The sequence below is a fragment of the Eubacterium pyruvativorans genome (assembly GCF_900102225.1).
In the GTDB taxonomy this organism is placed as follows: domain Bacteria; phylum Bacillota; class Clostridia; order Peptostreptococcales; family Anaerovoracaceae; genus Aminicella; species Aminicella pyruvativorans.
Map to the genome: position 1 here is coordinate 25,702 of NZ_FNBF01000019.1, position 16,046 is coordinate 41,747.

At 55.6% G+C, this 16,046-nt stretch carries 10 protein-coding genes and 1 rRNA gene; 10 read left to right on the forward strand and 1 reads right to left on the reverse strand.

Features of this window, described 5'->3' with window-relative positions; genetic code table 11:
- Positions 1 to 184: 184 nt before the first annotated feature.
- The 3 genes from BLQ24_RS07195 to BLQ24_RS07205 all read left to right on the forward strand — a co-directional run bounded on the left by BLQ24_RS07195 (position 185) and on the right by BLQ24_RS07205 (position 4,491).
- Positions 185 to 1,732 (forward strand): carbon starvation CstA family protein, encoded by a 1,548-nt coding sequence (locus BLQ24_RS07195; RefSeq protein WP_090164149.1) that lies wholly within the window; start codon positions 185 to 187, stop codon positions 1,730 to 1,732.
- 80 nt (positions 1,733 to 1,812) lie between these two features.
- Positions 1,813 to 2,742 carry an AAA family ATPase gene (locus BLQ24_RS07200; protein WP_242869612.1) on the forward strand — a complete coding sequence of 310 codons (930 nt, stop codon included), beginning with the start codon at positions 1,813 to 1,815 and terminating at the stop codon, positions 2,740 to 2,742.
- Between the two features lie 12 nt (positions 2,743 to 2,754).
- Complete coding sequence (locus BLQ24_RS07205; RefSeq protein ID WP_090164151.1) at positions 2,755 to 4,491, forward strand: vWA domain-containing protein; 1,737 nt, start codon at positions 2,755 to 2,757, stop codon at positions 4,489 to 4,491.
- 118 nt (positions 4,492 to 4,609) lie between these two features.
- Here the strand turns inward: BLQ24_RS07205 and BLQ24_RS07210 are convergent, their stop codons facing one another.
- Positions 4,610 to 5,884, reverse strand: coding sequence for an argininosuccinate synthase (locus tag BLQ24_RS07210; protein WP_090164152.1), 1,275 nt, complete (start codon positions 5,882 to 5,884; stop codon positions 4,610 to 4,612).
- A 330-nt stretch (positions 5,885 to 6,214) separates the two neighbouring features.
- On the opposite strand from BLQ24_RS07210, the gene carA reads away from it, so the two are divergent.
- The 7 genes from carA to BLQ24_RS07245 all read left to right on the forward strand — a co-directional run.
- Positions 6,215 to 7,315, forward strand: coding sequence for a glutamine-hydrolyzing carbamoyl-phosphate synthase small subunit (carA, locus tag BLQ24_RS07215; protein WP_090164154.1), 1,101 nt, complete (start codon positions 6,215 to 6,217; stop codon positions 7,313 to 7,315).
- On the forward strand, positions 7,315 to 10,494 hold the full coding sequence (gene carB / locus BLQ24_RS07220) for a carbamoyl-phosphate synthase large subunit (protein ID WP_090164156.1): 3,180 nt from the start codon (positions 7,315 to 7,317) through the stop codon (positions 10,492 to 10,494). Before carA ends, carB begins: the two co-directional genes overlap by 1 nt.
- Positions 10,495 to 10,579: 85 nt before the next feature.
- The gene (locus BLQ24_RS07225) at positions 10,580 to 12,988 is read left to right on the forward strand and encodes a peptidase U32 family protein (protein WP_143004275.1); all 2,409 of its coding nucleotides are present in this window, start codon (positions 10,580 to 10,582) and stop codon (positions 12,986 to 12,988) included.
- 109 nt (positions 12,989 to 13,097) lie between these two features.
- Positions 13,098 to 13,904 (forward strand): basic amino acid ABC transporter substrate-binding protein, encoded by an 807-nt coding sequence (locus BLQ24_RS07230; protein WP_090164160.1) that lies wholly within the window; start codon positions 13,098 to 13,100, stop codon positions 13,902 to 13,904.
- Positions 13,905 to 14,008: 104 nt separating this feature from the next.
- Positions 14,009 to 14,683, forward strand: a complete 675-nt coding sequence (locus BLQ24_RS07235; protein ID WP_090164162.1) for an amino acid ABC transporter permease — start codon at positions 14,009 to 14,011, stop codon at positions 14,681 to 14,683.
- 12 nt (positions 14,684 to 14,695) lie between these two features.
- On the forward strand, positions 14,696 to 15,409 hold the full coding sequence (locus tag BLQ24_RS07240) for an amino acid ABC transporter ATP-binding protein (RefSeq protein ID WP_090164164.1): 714 nt from the start codon (positions 14,696 to 14,698) through the stop codon (positions 15,407 to 15,409).
- A gap of 483 nt (positions 15,410 to 15,892) precedes the next feature.
- Positions 15,893 to 16,046 (forward strand): 16S ribosomal RNA (locus BLQ24_RS07245); the annotation flags it as partial.

The window sequence follows — 16,046 nt, forward strand, 5'->3', positions numbered from 1 at the left end:
AATTGAACGGAATTTTGTGCAATGTGTAGAAAGTGTGATGAAAAGATGATCTGAACTTGAAATTCCTGACAAAAAGTAGTATGGTAACTTATGAGAATCGATATCCGAATATACTTCGGATATCCGGCTATTACAATCTGTTATTTTTATTATTCTTAAACAATTTAAGTTAGGAGTTGGTTTTTTGGCTACATTCTTAATCGGACTCGTGATCCTGATCGGTGGCGGCGCTCTCTACGGCACACTGTGTGAGCGCGTCTTCGGACCGGATGACCGCGAAACCCCTGCTTATTCCAAGCAGGACGGTGTTGACTTCGTACCGATGGCAACATGGAAAAACTGCCTGATCAACCTGCTGAACATCGCAGGTACAGGCCCGATCCTGGGACCTATCCAGGGTATTCTGTTCGGACCGATCGCACTGCTGACGATTCCAATCGGAAACGTTCTGGGCGGATCCTTCCACGACTATTTCTGCGGCATGATCTGCACCCGTGAGGGCGGACTGCAGATGCCGGACATGATCAGAAAGTTCACGAACAAGGGCGTTTACACTGTTTACAACGTATTCGTCTCCGTGCTGCTGCTACTGGTTGGCGCTGTATTCGTATACACACCGGGAGACATCGCCGCAACACAGTTGTTCGGATTCTCCGGTCTGGCGACAGACCCGAAGACATGGGTAATTTATGCGGTAATCTTCATTTACTACCTGATCGCTACCATATTCCCGATCGACAAGATCATCGGTCGTGTATACCCGATCTTCGGTATCATCCTGGTATTCTCCGCTATCGGCATTTTCGTTGCGATTATCTTCAAGGGTTTGCCGATCGTGAACATCTGGGATAACTGGACAACGTCCCAGTTCGACTACGCTGCTTACTTCAAGGCAGGTCACTTCGTACCTATCTTCTTCGTAACAGTTGCCTGCGGTATTCTGTCCGGATTCCATTCCACACAGACCGCACTGATCGGACGTACGATCAAGACGGAGCACGAAGGACACATGACCTTCTACAACATGATGATGTGCGAAGGTTTCATCGCTATGTGCTGGGCTGCCGGCACCATGGCAATGATCCAGGTCACAGCAGCCAAGGGCGGCATCGACTTCAAGATGAACCCGGCTACCGGCGTTATGAGCTACTTCCAGATGGTAGGCGGCAAGGAAGTCGCTATCACAGCGACATCCGTTGTCGGTGTTATCTGTAAGTACTGCCTGGGCCCTGTAGGCGGCATGATCGCTCTGATCGGTGTAATCATCCTGCCGATCACATCCGGCGACACTGCGCTGCGTGCGCTGCGTCTGTCCCTGGCGGATACCTTCAAGATGGACCAGTCCACGAACGGTAAGCGTTTCGCCCTGGCGATTCCAATCTACGCTCTGACACTGGGTATCCTGGTATGGGCGAAGTTCGATGCGAACGGATTCGCTATTCTGTGGAGATACTTCGCATGGTCCAACCAGACCATGGCTCTGTTCGCTCTGTGCTCCATCACTGTATGGATGATCGCCAACGGAAAGAAAGCATTCGTCTGGATGCCGATCATTCCGCTGGTTTGGTACACGATTGTTTGTGTATCCTACATCTGCAACGCACAGATCGGTTTCAACCTGCCGTGGAACGTTTCCTACATCATTTCCGGTGTAGCTGCAGTCCTGCTGGTTGTTCTGTCCATCCGTGGCGGCAACAAGCGTCTGGCTGCTTCCCACGAGCTGAATAAGTAATCCTGCTGAACGGGAGTGCATCGGGCCGCCGAATTTTCGGCGGCCCGTTTTCTACATATAGAAAGAAACAGGTGAATGATATGGAAAACAACACAATGCTGGATTTTCTCCGGGAAGAAGGGGTCAGCGACCGGATTCTCCGGGAGGTGGAATCCTTCCGGGATTTCTATCAGCTGGATCCGAAGCTGGAAGACCGGGTCCCGGTGCCCCAGTATAAGTACTACGGAAAGGAAGTCTGGGAGGAAGCCATCACGGCGATTCTGGCCGGGGAGAATATTCTGCTGGACGGCCCGAAGGCCACCGGAAAGAACGTGCTGGCCCAGGGCCTGTCCAACATTTTCCACCGGCCGGAGTGGGATATTTCTTTTTACATCAACACGGACTCCGCATCGCTGATCGGCACCGACACCTTCGAGGACGGGAAGGTGACGCTGCGGAAGGGGCCGATCTACAAGGTAGCGGAGAACGGGGGCTTCGGGGTTCTGGACGAGATCAACATGGCGAAGAACGAATCTCTGGCGGTGCTCCATGCGACCCTGGATTTCCGCCGCTTCATCGATGTGCCGGGATATGACAAAATCAGGCTGCAGGAATCCACCCGGTTCATCGGCACCATGAATTACGGGTACGCCGGTACCCGGGAAGTGAATGAGGCGCTGGCTTCCCGGTTCGTGGTCATCCATATGCCAGTGATCAGCAAGGAAGGACTGAAGAAGCTGATCCGGGACAAATTCCCGGCTCTGAAGGACAGCTATCTGGAGCAGTTCGCCGATCTGTTCATGGAAATCCGCCGGAAGTGTGAAAGCGGCGAGATCTCCACGAAGCCGCTGGACCTTCGTGGACTGCTGGCCTCCATCCACATGATGGACCGGGGGCTGATGCCGGTCCGTGCCCTGGAACTGGGCATGGTGAACAAGTGCTTCGACGATTACGAGCGGCAGCTGGTGGACGATATGGTGTCCGTCCGTCTGCCGGGGGACCTGACCAGAGACCAGATTTTTGCGGATTAATGAGGGGTGCCTATGCAGGTAAGTGATTTTGAAAAAAAACGGGCACTGAACCTCATCTGGAATGCCGCAGAGGATTATGAAGCGGATCCCGGTTTCCGGGTCTACGATGCGGAAGGAAAGGCGGATCTCTACTGGAACTGCATCATCGGGGCGATCTGGAAACACTATGACTGGCAGAAGATGCATGAGTTTTACATTACCTTCAACGGAACGGTGGATCAGGGATTGTACGAGAATCTTTTCTGGATCATGTTCGAGAACGGCGCTTATGAGAAGGAGAAGGACCAGCGCCCGGTATTCCCGTACCTCAGGAAGGAGTACGCCCGGAAAACCATCCCGACCCTGTACGCTCACATCACGGAAAGCCGGGCGGACTGGCTGTTGGAAGGGCATCTGAAACGGTCCCTGGGCCAGGACTGCGGTCTGCCGGACCTGGTGGACCGGAAGCTGCTGGATGCCATCGAGATTTCCGGGGACCTGGATACGGATCAGGCGATCGATCACCTGGCGGAGACTTTGTCGAAATTCTTCACCTACCGCCGGCCTAAGCCCGGGGAGAAGCCGAAAAAGTTCGAGATCAACCCGGTGTTTCACCCGATTCTGTTCCTGCGGGCCAGGAAGGCCCGGGAGGAAATGGGGCCGATGCGGAAAATGGCATTCGGTTTCGGGGAGCACCGTTCCGAATACAGCGGGGCGTATGTGGACCAGAGCCATGTGAAGGTTTCTTTTGCGAAATATACGGCCCAGACCGATGAGGGCCTCCGGGAGTACATCCGGAATTATTTCGGAAAGCCGGTTATGAATGAACAGGATCTTCGTCAGATGGAAAAGGATTACTGTGTGGGAAACCACAGGGATGTGCACCTGTATTTCACCAACGGAGATTACGACGAGGGCATGCTGAACGACAGTTTTGCCGGGAAGCAGCTGGCCCAGGCGGTGGCCCAGCGGGATGAGAATGTGAAGAAATACCGGGAGGAAGAAGCCCGGCACCGGGTCACCATCGACCGGCTTACTAGCCGCATCCGGAACTCGGTGCTGATGCACATGGAGACCCAGCGGGTTCATGCGCCGACGGGGCAGCTGCAGCCGAACCGGATCTGGCGGGGCCTCTATCTGAATGACGACACGATCTTCCGGAAGGAGATACGGGGGGACGAGGGCAATCTGTCGGTGGATATCCTGATGGACGCCTCCACCTCCCAGGTGCATCGGGCGGAGATGGTGGCCGGTCAGGCCTATATCATCGCAGAGAGCCTGACCCGCTGCGGGATACCGACCCGGGTGATGGGGTTCAGCGCCATGAACGGATACACGATCATGAATGTGTACCGCAAGTACAACGAGCCCCGGGAGGCGAACCGGCGGATTTTCCGTTTCAACACCGCCGGAGCGAACCGGGACGGCCTGGCGGTGCGGCTGGCCGCCGGCATGATTCTGGAAAACCATGCGGAGCACCGGATTCTGATTATTCTCTCCGATGCGAAACCGAACGATATGATCCGGATGCAGCAGGACGCAGGGGATCTTCGGGATTACGCAGGACAAAACGCGATTGAGGACACGGCCGCCGAAGTCCATGCGGCCCGGATGGCGGGCATACACGTACTGGGGATTTTCTACGGTGCGGACGATGACCTGCCGGGGGTCCGGCGGATCTACAACCGGGACTTCGTCCGGATTCGTTCCTACGACCGGTTTGCGGATGTGGTAGGGGGGCTGATTCAGACCCAGATCACCGCAGTATAATGAAACGAAGCCGCTGTCCGAACGATAATTCGTTCGGACAGCGGCTCCGTTTTTTTTGAGAGATGTGTGTATTGAATGGATGTAATACGATATGGTTTACAGGGATTCTCCGTGGCGGCTATTCCACGAAGTCGCCCTTCAGGATTTTCTTTCCCAGCTTCTTCTGAGCTTCCGGTACCCCTTCCAGACTCTGCTTCTGGATCGCACGGATCTTCAGCGGCAGAGCGAACAGGTGGATGAATCCTTCCGCATCGTGCTGGTCATAAACTTCGTCAGCACCGAAGGTGGCGAACTCTTCACTGTACAGGGAGTACGGGGACTTGCTGGCCACCGGGTAGGCGGTGCCCTTGTAGAGTTTCATCTTCACATCGCCGGTGACATACTTCTGGGTCTCGTCCACGAAAGCACTGATGGCCTGACGCAGCGGTGTGAACCACAGTCCGTCGTAGACCAGTTCGGAGAACTTCTGGGAGACGATCTTCTTGTACTGCATTGTGTCCCGGTCCAGAATCAGCTTCTCCAGATCCCTGTGGGCGTTATAGAGGATGGTGCCTCCCGGCGTTTCGTACACGCCCCTGGATTTCATACCCACCAGACGGTTTTCAATGATATCGATGGTGCCGACACCGTTTTCCGATCCCAGCTGATTCAGCTTTGTCAGCAGCGAAATCGGGTCCATCTTCTCCCCGTCCAGTGCAACCGGCACGCCCTGCTCGAAAGAGACGGTCACATAAGTAGCCTTGTCCGGGGCGTCCTCCGGTGTCTTGGACAGAACATGGATGGAAGGCAGATGTTCATTCCACGGGCTTTCCAGCTCGCCGCCCTCGTGGCTGATGTGCCAGATGTTCTCGTCCCGGGAATAGATTTTCTTCGTGGTCTGGCTGATCGGAATGTTATTCTCGTGGGCGTACTCGATCAGATCCTCACGGGACTGGAATGTCCACTTGTCCGTCATTCTCCAAGGTGCGATGACCTTGATGGCCGGATTCAGGGCGTTGATGGTGGTCTCGAACCGGACCTGGTCGTTGCCCTTGCCGGTGCAGCCGTGGGCGATGATGAAGGCGCCTTCCTGTTCGGCAACTTCCACCAGTTTCTTGGCCATCAGCGGACGGGCCATGGAGGTGCCCAGCAGGTAGTCGTCTTCGTAAATCGCACCGGCCTTCAGGGTCGGGTAGATATAATCGGTAATGAACTCTTCCTTGATGTCCAGCACAATTGCCTTGGAAGCGCCGGTGGCCAGGGCCTTCTCCTTCACTGCATCGAAATCTTCTTTCTGACCGGCATCGCAGCATACTGCGATCACCTCATAATCGAATTCGTTCTGCAGCCACTTCAGAATTGTGGATGTGTCCAGTCCGCCGGAATAGGCGAGAATAACTTTTTCCTTAGCCATGTTGTATTTCTCCTTCGTCGTATGCGGCGGGCTCTGCAGCGAAGCTGCGGCCGGCCGGCTAATATTTATAAGCAAAAGTGAATAATTAAAACGTTGTATTGAATATAGCATGGGAGTGCATAAAAATCAAGGGAAATTTGAAAATATACAAAAAATGCTTTTGCAGTTTGTAATGGTGAAGGGGCAGGGCACAGGGGACTATATATTGTAATAATCGGGATTCCGGCGATTTTTCGAAAAACAGGGGCCGAGAAATTTTTCTATTTCGTGTTGAATATAGTTGCACGCTATAGTATACTTTCTGCAGTGCGAGCGAAAGGAGAAGAGTCTATGAAAGGAACAGTATACTTCGAAGACGGCACGGTTTTCAGAGGTAAGGGCTTCGGTTATGAAGGCACGAAGGTGGGAGAGATCGTGTTCAATACTGCGATGACCGGCTATCAGAAGACGTTGACAGATCCTTCTTACAGCGGTCAGATCATTACCATGACATACCCGTTAATCGGAAACTACGGTATTAATGATACAGACTACGAGTCAGAGAAGATCCACGCATTCGGCCTGGTGGCGAAGGATGTGTGTTTCAAGCCTTCCAACTGGAGATGTGTGAAGACCATCGATCAGTGGCTGAAGGAGCAGGAAGTTCCGGGGGTCTATGACGTGGATACTCGGGAGATCACGATGAAGATCCGGGAGAAGGGATGCATGAAGGTCGTGATCACCACGGAGAACATTCCGCTGGCTAAACTGAAGGAAATGTGCGATGCCGCAGAACTTCCGACGGATCAGATGAAGTACGCCGGAACCCGGGAAGTCGTGAAGATGAAGGCGGAGAATCCGAAGTTCAACGTGGCAGTTCTGGATATGGGCGTGAAGCGGAGCATTCTGAAGGAACTCGTCAAGCGAGGCTGTAACCTGACTATCTTCCCTTATGGCACGAAAGCGAAGACCATACTCGCGATGAAGCCGGACGGCGTGTTCCTGACGAACGGGCCGGGAGATCCGGAATCCGCAGAGGAGAATATCATCGTGATCGAGAAGCTGGTGACCAACAGCAACTACGGACCGGACCAGATGCCGATCTTCGGGATCTGCATGGGCCATCAGCTGCTGGCCCTGGCCGCCGGCGGACATACCTATAAGTTGAAATACGGTCACAGAGGCGTGAACCACGGCGTGTTCGACAAGGTGACGGGCAGAAGCTACATCACTTCCCAGAACCACAGCTACTGTGTGGATGCCGGCAGCGTCATTCTGAAGGGTATGGACATTACCCATCTGAATCTGAATGACGGATCGGTGGAAGGCATGCAGAGCATCGACAAGCCGGTCTTCTCCGTTCAGTTCCATCCGGAATCCAACCCGGGACCGAACGATACCGGTTATCTGTTCGATAAGTTCATCGATCTGATGGAAGGAGGGAGACTGTAATGCCAAGAGATTTCAGACTGAAGAAGGTAATGATCATCGGATCCGGTCCGATCGTCATCGGCCAGGCTGCTGAGTTCGACTACGCCGGCACCCAGGCCTGCAAGGCCATCGCCGAAGAAGGGATCGAGACCATCCTGGTGAACAGTAATCCTGCCACCATCATGACAGACCACGGGATTGCGGACCGGGTTTACCTGGAGCCGATCACGGAAGAGGCGGTGACGCAGATCATCGAGAAGGAACGTCCGGACGGCGTTTTGGCAGGTTTCGGCGGACAGACGGGCCTGAATATCGGCATGTCCCTGGATGAGAAGGGCGTATTCGAGAAATACGGCGTGAAACTTCTGGGAGTGAACAAGGAAAGTATCTACAAGGCCGAGGACCGGGAAGCCTTCAAGACGCTGATGGAAGAGATCCATGAGCCGATCCCGGCCAGTGACATCGCCACCAGTGTGGAAGAATGTCTGAAGATCGTGGACAGAATCGGCTACCCGGTGATCATCCGCCCGGCATACACCCTGGGGGGCACCGGCGGCGGCATTGCCACCAATGAAGAGGAACTGGTGAAGCACTGCCAGATGGGCATCGAGAAGAGTGCCATCGGACAGGTTCTGGTGGAGAAGTCCATCGCAGGCTGGAAGGAAATCGAGCTGGAAGTCATCCGGGATCACAAGGATAACTGCATCATTATCTGTTCCATGGAGAATCTGGACCCGGTCGGCGTGCACACCGGAGATTCCATCGTCGTGGCACCGACCCAGACACTGAACGATACCCAGTATCAGATGATGCGGGACGCTTCCCTGAAGATTGTCCGCGCCCTCCAGATCGAAGGCGGCTGCAACGTGCAGCTGGCTTTGAATCCGGAGAAGGATGAATACTGCATCATCGAGGTTAACCCGAGAGTGAGCCGTTCTTCCGCCCTGGCTTCCAAGGCGGCTGGATACCCGATTGCGAAGATCGCAGCGAAGATCGCCATCGGATACACACTGGATGAACTGCAGAACTACGTTACGAAAGAATCCAGTGCCTGCTTCGAGCCGACCCTGGATTACTGCGTTGTGAAATTCCCGAAATGGCCGTTTGACAAGTTCCGCACGGCGTCCCGCCGTCTCGGGACCCAGATGAAGGCCACCGGCGAGATCATGGCCATCGACCGGAACTTCGAGTCGGCACTGATGAAGGGAATCGCTTCCCTGGAAATTGAAGGGAACGGCCTCCGGATTCCGTATGTCACCGGACTTTCGGATGACCGCCTGATTCAGAAGATGATGGCCCAGGATGACGAGCGTCTGTTCTGCATCGCAGAGATCCTCCGGAGGAGCCTGCTGACAGTGGACGAAATTCACGATATGACGAAGATCGACCTCTGGTTCCTGTACAAGATCGAAGGACTGATCACCATGGAGCGCCGCCTCCGCACGGAGGAGCCGACGGCGGAACTGATCCGGGAAGCGGAGAGCCGGGGCATGACCGACGAGGATATTCTGGACCTGACCGGCATGCCGCGGGAAGTGCTGCAGGACATCCGTCTGTACCATGACATCTATCCGGTTTACAAGATCGTGGATACCTGCGCCGGGGAATTCGAAGCGGCCACGCCGTATTACTATCAGAGCTACGGCGGCCAGAACGAGAGCGTCCGCTCCGACCGGGAGAAGATCCTGGTGGTGGGCTCCGGTCCGATCCGGATCGGCCAGGGAATCGAGTTCGACTACTGCTGTGTCCAGGGTGTCTGGGCGCTCAGAGACCTGGGATATGAATCCATCATTATCAACAATAACCCGGAGACGGTCAGCACCGACTTCGACACGTCGGACAAGCTGTACTTCGACCCGCTGCACACCGATGACGTGATGAATGTGATCAAGCAGGAGCGGCCGGTGGGTGTCATTCTGCAGTTCGGCGGACAGACTTCCCTGAATCTGGCGGCGAAGCTGGCTGCCCGGAGCATTAACATTCTGGGAACGAAGAACAAGTACATCGACCTGGCGGAGGACCGGGAGAAATTCTCCGACCTGCTCCACATGCTGGACATCGAAACCCCGAAGGGCTGCGCCGTCCGTACGGAAGAGGAAGCCTACGAGGCAGTGGGTCAGCTGGGCTACCCGGTGATGGTCCGTCCTTCCTTCGTCATCGGCGGCCGGGCGATGCAGGTTGTGTATAACGACGAGGAACTGGACAAGTACCTGAAGGAAGCCGTGAAGATGTCCCATGAACATCCGGTGCTGATCGATCAGTATGTGGAAGGCCGGGAAATGGATGTGGATGCCATCGCCGACGGTGAGGATGTGCTGATCCCGGGCATTATGGAACACTTCGAACGCACAGGCGTTCACTCCGGCGACAGCTGCACCAGCTATCCGCCGTACGACTTCCCGCAGGAAGTAATCGATGAACTGGTGGCCACCACGAAGAAGGTGGTGAAGGCTCTGCACATTGTGGGTCTGGTGAACATCCAGTACGCATGGGACGGAAAGAAGATTTATATCATCGAAGTCAACCCGAGAGCTTCCCGGACGGTGCCGATCCTGAGCAAGGTGACGAAGGTTCCGATGGTGAAGATTGCGGTGGCGGTCATGACTGGTCAGAAGCTGAAGGATATGGAGTGGGGCACCGGGCTGTACCCGGATCAGGGATACTACGCCGTGAAGGTGCCGGTCTTCTCCGATTCGAAGCTGACCGATGTGGACGTGGCCATCGGGCCGGAGATGAAGTCCACCGGCGAAGTGCTGGGCGTCGATCCGGATCTCCGGAAGGCGATTTACAAGGGCTTCATTGCCGCTGGCGGCGAAATCCCGACGGAGGGCAAGGTCTTCGTCAGTCTGCGTCCGTCGGACAAGCGTCCGGAAAGTGCGGAAATCGTGAAGAAGTACGCAGAACTGGGCTTCGAGATTTTCGCATCGAAGGGTACGAAGGCGTTCCTGGAAGAGAACGGTGTGGAAGCCGGATTCATGTCTTTCGAGGATGTGAAGAAAGAAATCGAAGAGAAGGAAGACCTCTTCCTGATCAACACCCCGAAGGCGATGAATATGGTCAACACCGACAGTTTCCCGCTGCGCCGTGCGGCCATCGAACGGAACCTGCCGGTCCTGACCTGTCTGGACACAGCGAAGATCTTCGCCATTGCCATCGAAGAGAAACAGAAGGGCACAGCGCTGGATTACAATCCGCTGTAAGCTGTGCAGTGTGAATAAGTAACGTTGCGGCGGTCCGTCCCGGCATCATGCCGGGGCGGGCTTTCCGCTTATGAAAGGGAGCAGAATGACCCATACAGAAACGACAAAAAATCACCGGGCAGCCGTTCGTCCGGTCCGCAGCCCGGAACTGCTGATGCCGGCGGGGGGAACCGCCCAGTTTATTGCGGCGGTGGAGAACGGGGCGGATGCCGTCTACGTGGGCGGAAGCGACTATAACGCCCGGGCGGGCGCCCATAATTTCGACCGGGAAGAACTCCGGGAGGCGGTGGACTATGCCCACAAGCGTGGGGTCCAGGTTCATGTGACCATGAATACTCTGCTCCGCCAGGAAGAGCTGGAGGGAGCGCTGGAATATGCAGCCTTCCTCTACGAACTGGGCATCGACGCTCTCATCGTTCAGGACTACGGCCTGGCGGCGGTGATCCGGGAAGCCATGCCGGATTTCCCCCTGCACATGTCCACCCAGGCTACAGCCCAGGACCTCAGGACAGTGGAGGCTGCGGCAGAACTGGGCTATCAGCGGGTGGTGCTTTCCCGGGAGCTGAGTCTGGAGGAGATCCGGTCCATCTGCGGTGCTTCGGACATGGAAATTGAGGTTTTCGTCCACGGCGCCATCTGTATCTGTTATTCCGGTCAATGTCAGCTCAGCCGCTTCATCGGCGGCCGGAGCGGGAACCGGGGAGCCTGTGCCCAGCCGTGCCGGCTCCCGTACCGGACCCTGGGGGAGGACGGGAAGCCTGAACGGCAGCCCCGGTGCCCTTTGTCCCCGAAGGATCTGGACTATCTGGATCACCTGGGGGAACTCATCGACGCAGGGGTCTGTTCCTTCAAGATCGAGGGCCGGATGAAATCCCCGGAATATGTGGCCGTGGTGACCCGGATCTACCGGAAGTATATCGACCGGTACATGGAGGAGGGCCGTTACACTGTGGAAGATTTGGACCGGGAGGCGCTGGAGCAGATTTTCAGCCGGGGCGGCTTCACAGATGCCTACCTCCGGGGGGAACCGGACCGGCGGATGATGTCGGGAGATATTCCGAAGCACCAGGGAATTCGCATCGGGAAAGTGGTAAAGCGTGTGGGAAACAGCACACTGGTGGATGTGAAGCTTTATGATCATCTGGCCATCGGCGACGGGGTGGAAATCCAGGGGAAGAAGCTGGTGGGAAACGTGGTGACCTATTACAAGGAACTGAAGGGGGGACTGACCCGGATCGGGGACCTGAAGGGGCCGGTTTCCCACGGGGATCCCCTGTTCCGGATTTCTTCCGGCGATCAGCTGGAGGAGGCCCGGCGTTCGTTCCGGGGGCTGACCTACCGGGAGGGGAAGTATCAGAGAAAGCGGGGGATCGTGATTTCCCTGCGCCTCTCCCCGGAGGGAACGCTTCAGGCGGAGGCAGAGCCGGCCCGAGAGGAACGGAGCGCCCACCCGCTGCCGGTGGTCCGTGTTTCGGTCACTGCCGGCCCGTTTGATCCGGTTTCGGAGGAGGTTCGGGGAACCTCGAAAGAACGGATCCGGGAGGCGATGGGAAAAACCGGCGGGACGCCGTTCCGGTGCGAGGAGGTTCGGTTCGGCACCGGATTCGAGGGCGAGCATGCGCCGGTTTCTATTCGCACTGCTTCTCTGAATGAGGTGAGGCGCAGGCTGCTGGCGTCACTGGAGGAGGCGCTGATCATCCGGCGTTCTCCTGCGGCTGCGCCGGGGGGTCCGGCAGGAATGAATTCCGGGTGCGCCGGGAGCGAAGCCGGATCGTTTTCACGGCTGATTTCCCGAACGATATCCGGGGCAGCAGCCGGGGGAAATTCACTGCACCGGGTGGAATTCTGGTTCTATGACCTGGAAACGGCCCTGACATTCCGGATTCCCCGGGAAGTCCGGAATGCGGGATTGATGGTCCGGGGGCTGGTGCCGGCAGCCGGACTGGAGCGTCTCCGGCAGGAAAGCGGCGTGCGGGACTACTGCGAACTGGCGGCACGTACAGAATTCGACGAACTGGTTCCGTATGTGACGAATGTGACCCGGGGGCGGGAGAGTGCATTCCTGGAAACCCATTTCGAAGACATATGCGAAGCGGCCGGGGAAACCGGCATCAGCTGCGGCCAGCTGGGATGGCTCCGGTCCTTTGCCCGGGCCGGCGTACGGGTGTACGGGGATTTCGGGCTGAATGTATACAACCGGAAAAGTGCGGAAGTGATCCGGTCTATGGGAGCGGAGTGGTCCGCCCCTAGTCTGGAGGCCATGGACCGGGTCAACGGCGCCTGGCCGCTCATGACCACGGCGTACCGGCCGGCCGGCACGTATCTGATCAGCCCGAAGAAGGATCGGCTCCGTATCCGGCGGGCGAAGGATCGCAGTGAAACGATCCTGCTGCCGGCGGAGGGGAATATGAACCTGGACTTTTCGGCGGCTGTCCGCCGGGCGAAGGCGGAAACAGCGGCGTACAGTCCGGTGGTACGATTTTATTATGTATAATCTTTCAATTTCCTTGACAGATATACATTATCGTGGTATCTTTATTAGAGTTGATGAATAATTATTGAATGTGATGTATATGAAACAGCTTAACTGGAGGAGAGACAAGATGAAAAAATCATTGATGAAAGTACTTACCGTCGGACTTTGTCTGACGATTGCCGTGGCATTCACAGCCTGCGGTTCCAAGAAGAGTGCGGATAAGTCCGGGGCGAAGAAGGATTCCGGAAAGACCTACACCGTGGCCATGGAGCCGACCTTCCCGCCGTTCAACACGACGAACAAGGACGGGGATCTGGACGGATTCGACGTGGATATGCTGAAGGCGATTGCGAAGGATCAGGGCTTCAAGGTGGAATTCAAGAACATGGCGTTCGCCTCTCTGGTTCCGGCCCTGAAGGCAGGCAGTGCAGATATCGTCGCTTCCGGAATGTCCATTACGGACGACCGGAAGAAGAGCGTCGATTTCTCGGATCCGTACTATGAATCCGGACTGATCGTCATGGTGAAGAAGTCCAACAACACCGTGAAGGGAGAATCCTCTCTGACGAAGGACATGAAGGTCGCCAGCCAGACGGGAACCACCGGTGCGGATGAAGCGACGAAGCTGGAGAAGGCCGGAAAGATTAAGAAGGCAGTCATTCTGGACGGTTTCGACACCTGCGTGCAGCAGCTGAAGAACGAAGACGTGGCAGCGGTCATCATTGACAAGCCGGTGGGTGAGAACTACATGGCGAAGCAGAAGGGTCAGTTCAAGGCAGTGGGCAAGACCATGAGTGCCGAAAATTTCGGCATCGCCGTGAAGAAGGGAAACAAGGAACTGCTGAAGCAGCTGAATGATGGTCTGAAGGACATCGTGAAGAGCGGTGAGTTCAAGAAGATCTGCGATAAGTGGAACGTGGCGTCCATTTACTAGTAGAGTATCGGAGATGAAGACTGCCGCAGAAGCGGCGGATGGAGCAGCGCAGCCGTCAGGCGGTGCTGCTTCCTTCTGTTTTCATAAGGTTTCATGGAGGAGATATGCTGACTTTTCTAAGTGACACATGGACCGGTGTGCTGACGGCCTTTCGCGGTGCGCCGACCACTTTATATGTAAGTTTCGTGGCGGTGATCGGCGGGCTGATTCTCGGGTTCGTCCTGGCTTTCATGCGGCGTTCCCGGGCGAAGGTACTGCGGGGTGTTTCTACATTATATATCGATATTGTCCGGGGCACGCCCCTGCTGGTGCAGGTGCTGATCGTCGCTTACGGCATTCCGGCACTGGTGAATAACAACGGCGGTGATTTCAAGTGGGCCCAGGACGTGATTCCGGCCATGCTCTGCTGCGGCCTGAACTCCGCCGCCTACATGGGGGAGATCGTGCGTTCCGGTCTGAATGCAGTGGAGAAGGGTCAGCTGGAAGCAGCGGCTTCCCTGGGAATGACCCATGGCCAGGCCATGCGGCTGATCGTGATTCCCCAGGCCCTGCGCATTATTCTGCCGCCGCTGGGCAATGAATTCGTCACCATGATCAAGGAAACCGCCATTCTGTCCTATGTGGGCGTCGTGGAAATCACCAGAGAAGGCACACTCCTCTCCTCCCGGACTTATAAGATGTTCGAGGCGTACATCGGCGTGGCCATTGTCTACATTATATTCACGATTCCTCTGTCGAAGCTGATACTGCACTTCGAGAAGAAAATGAAGATGGATTAGGAGGAAACCGGGATGATAGAAATCAAAGGCTTGAAAAAATCCTACGGGACCAACGAAGTTCTGAAGGGAATTGATCAGAAAATCAACGACGGTGAGGTGCTGTGCATCATCGGGCCGTCCGGCGGCGGGAAATCCACCATGCTGCGCTGTCTGAACCGGCTGGAGGAGCCGACAGAAGGAGAAATCCGTATCGACGGCGAGCTGATCACAGCGGAGAATATCACGAAGATCCGGGAGCGGATGGGAATGGTGTTCCAGAGCTTCAATCTGTTTCCTCACCTTTCTGTGCTTGGAAACATCACCGTCGGCCCGGTGAACGTGAAGGGCATTTCGAAGGAGGATGCGGAGCAGAAGGGCATGGCGCTGCTGGACATGGTGGGACTGGCGGACAAGGCTCACGCCAAACCCCGTTCGTTGTCCGGCGGCCAGCAGCAGCGGGTGGCGATTGCCCGGGCCCTGGCCATGGAACCGGAGATCATGCTGTTCGATGAACCGACCTCCGCACTGGATCCGGAAATGGTGGGCGAAGTACTGGACGTTATGAAGAAGCTGGCGGCTGAGGGCATGACCATGGTGATCGTGACCCATGAGATGGGATTCGCCCGGGAAGTGGCAGACAAGGTCATCTTCATTGACGGCGGCGTCATCGGCGCCCAGGGGACGCCGGAGGAGGTATTCGAGAATCCGGACAACCCGAGAATGCGGGAGTTCCTGCGGAAGCTGTAGGCTCCGGGGAGGCCCGAGGAAGGACAAAAAACAGCAGGGAAGCCGTTCGGAAGAACCTGTAAAATTTATACTCCGAAAACGCATTTTTCCCTTGCAAAGCAGGATTATGTTGTGGTATTATACAGAGGACTCATCACGAGTCTTCTGTTTTTTTCTGTGAAAAAGACAGAAACAGAATATCCGGGAGGGACTGGAAACAACATCGATTCTTCTCTTCTTCTTGAAAATAATCGAAAATAGTTGTTGACAGAGGCCTCCGAAAGTGATATTCTATTATAGTCGCTTGAAGAGAGCGGCATGAACTTAGAAAACTCCATAGACGAGAAATTTAGTCAAATAAGCATACTAAGTATGCACGAACCTGAAAAGTACAAGGTTCACGACAATTTCCGAAAACAGTAATTCAGAAATGGATACTTACAGAACGTTAGCGTTCTGGTCAGGAAAAGATATGAACGGATGAAAGTCCGTTGATATACGATTTTTATCAAGAGTTTGATCCTGGCTCAGGATGAACGCTGGCGGCGTGCCTAACACATGCAAGTCGAGCGGGAAGCTCACAAATGATTCTTCGGATGAATGCGTGAGTGGACAGCGGCGGACGGGTGAGTAACGCGTGGGCAACCTGCCCCTTACT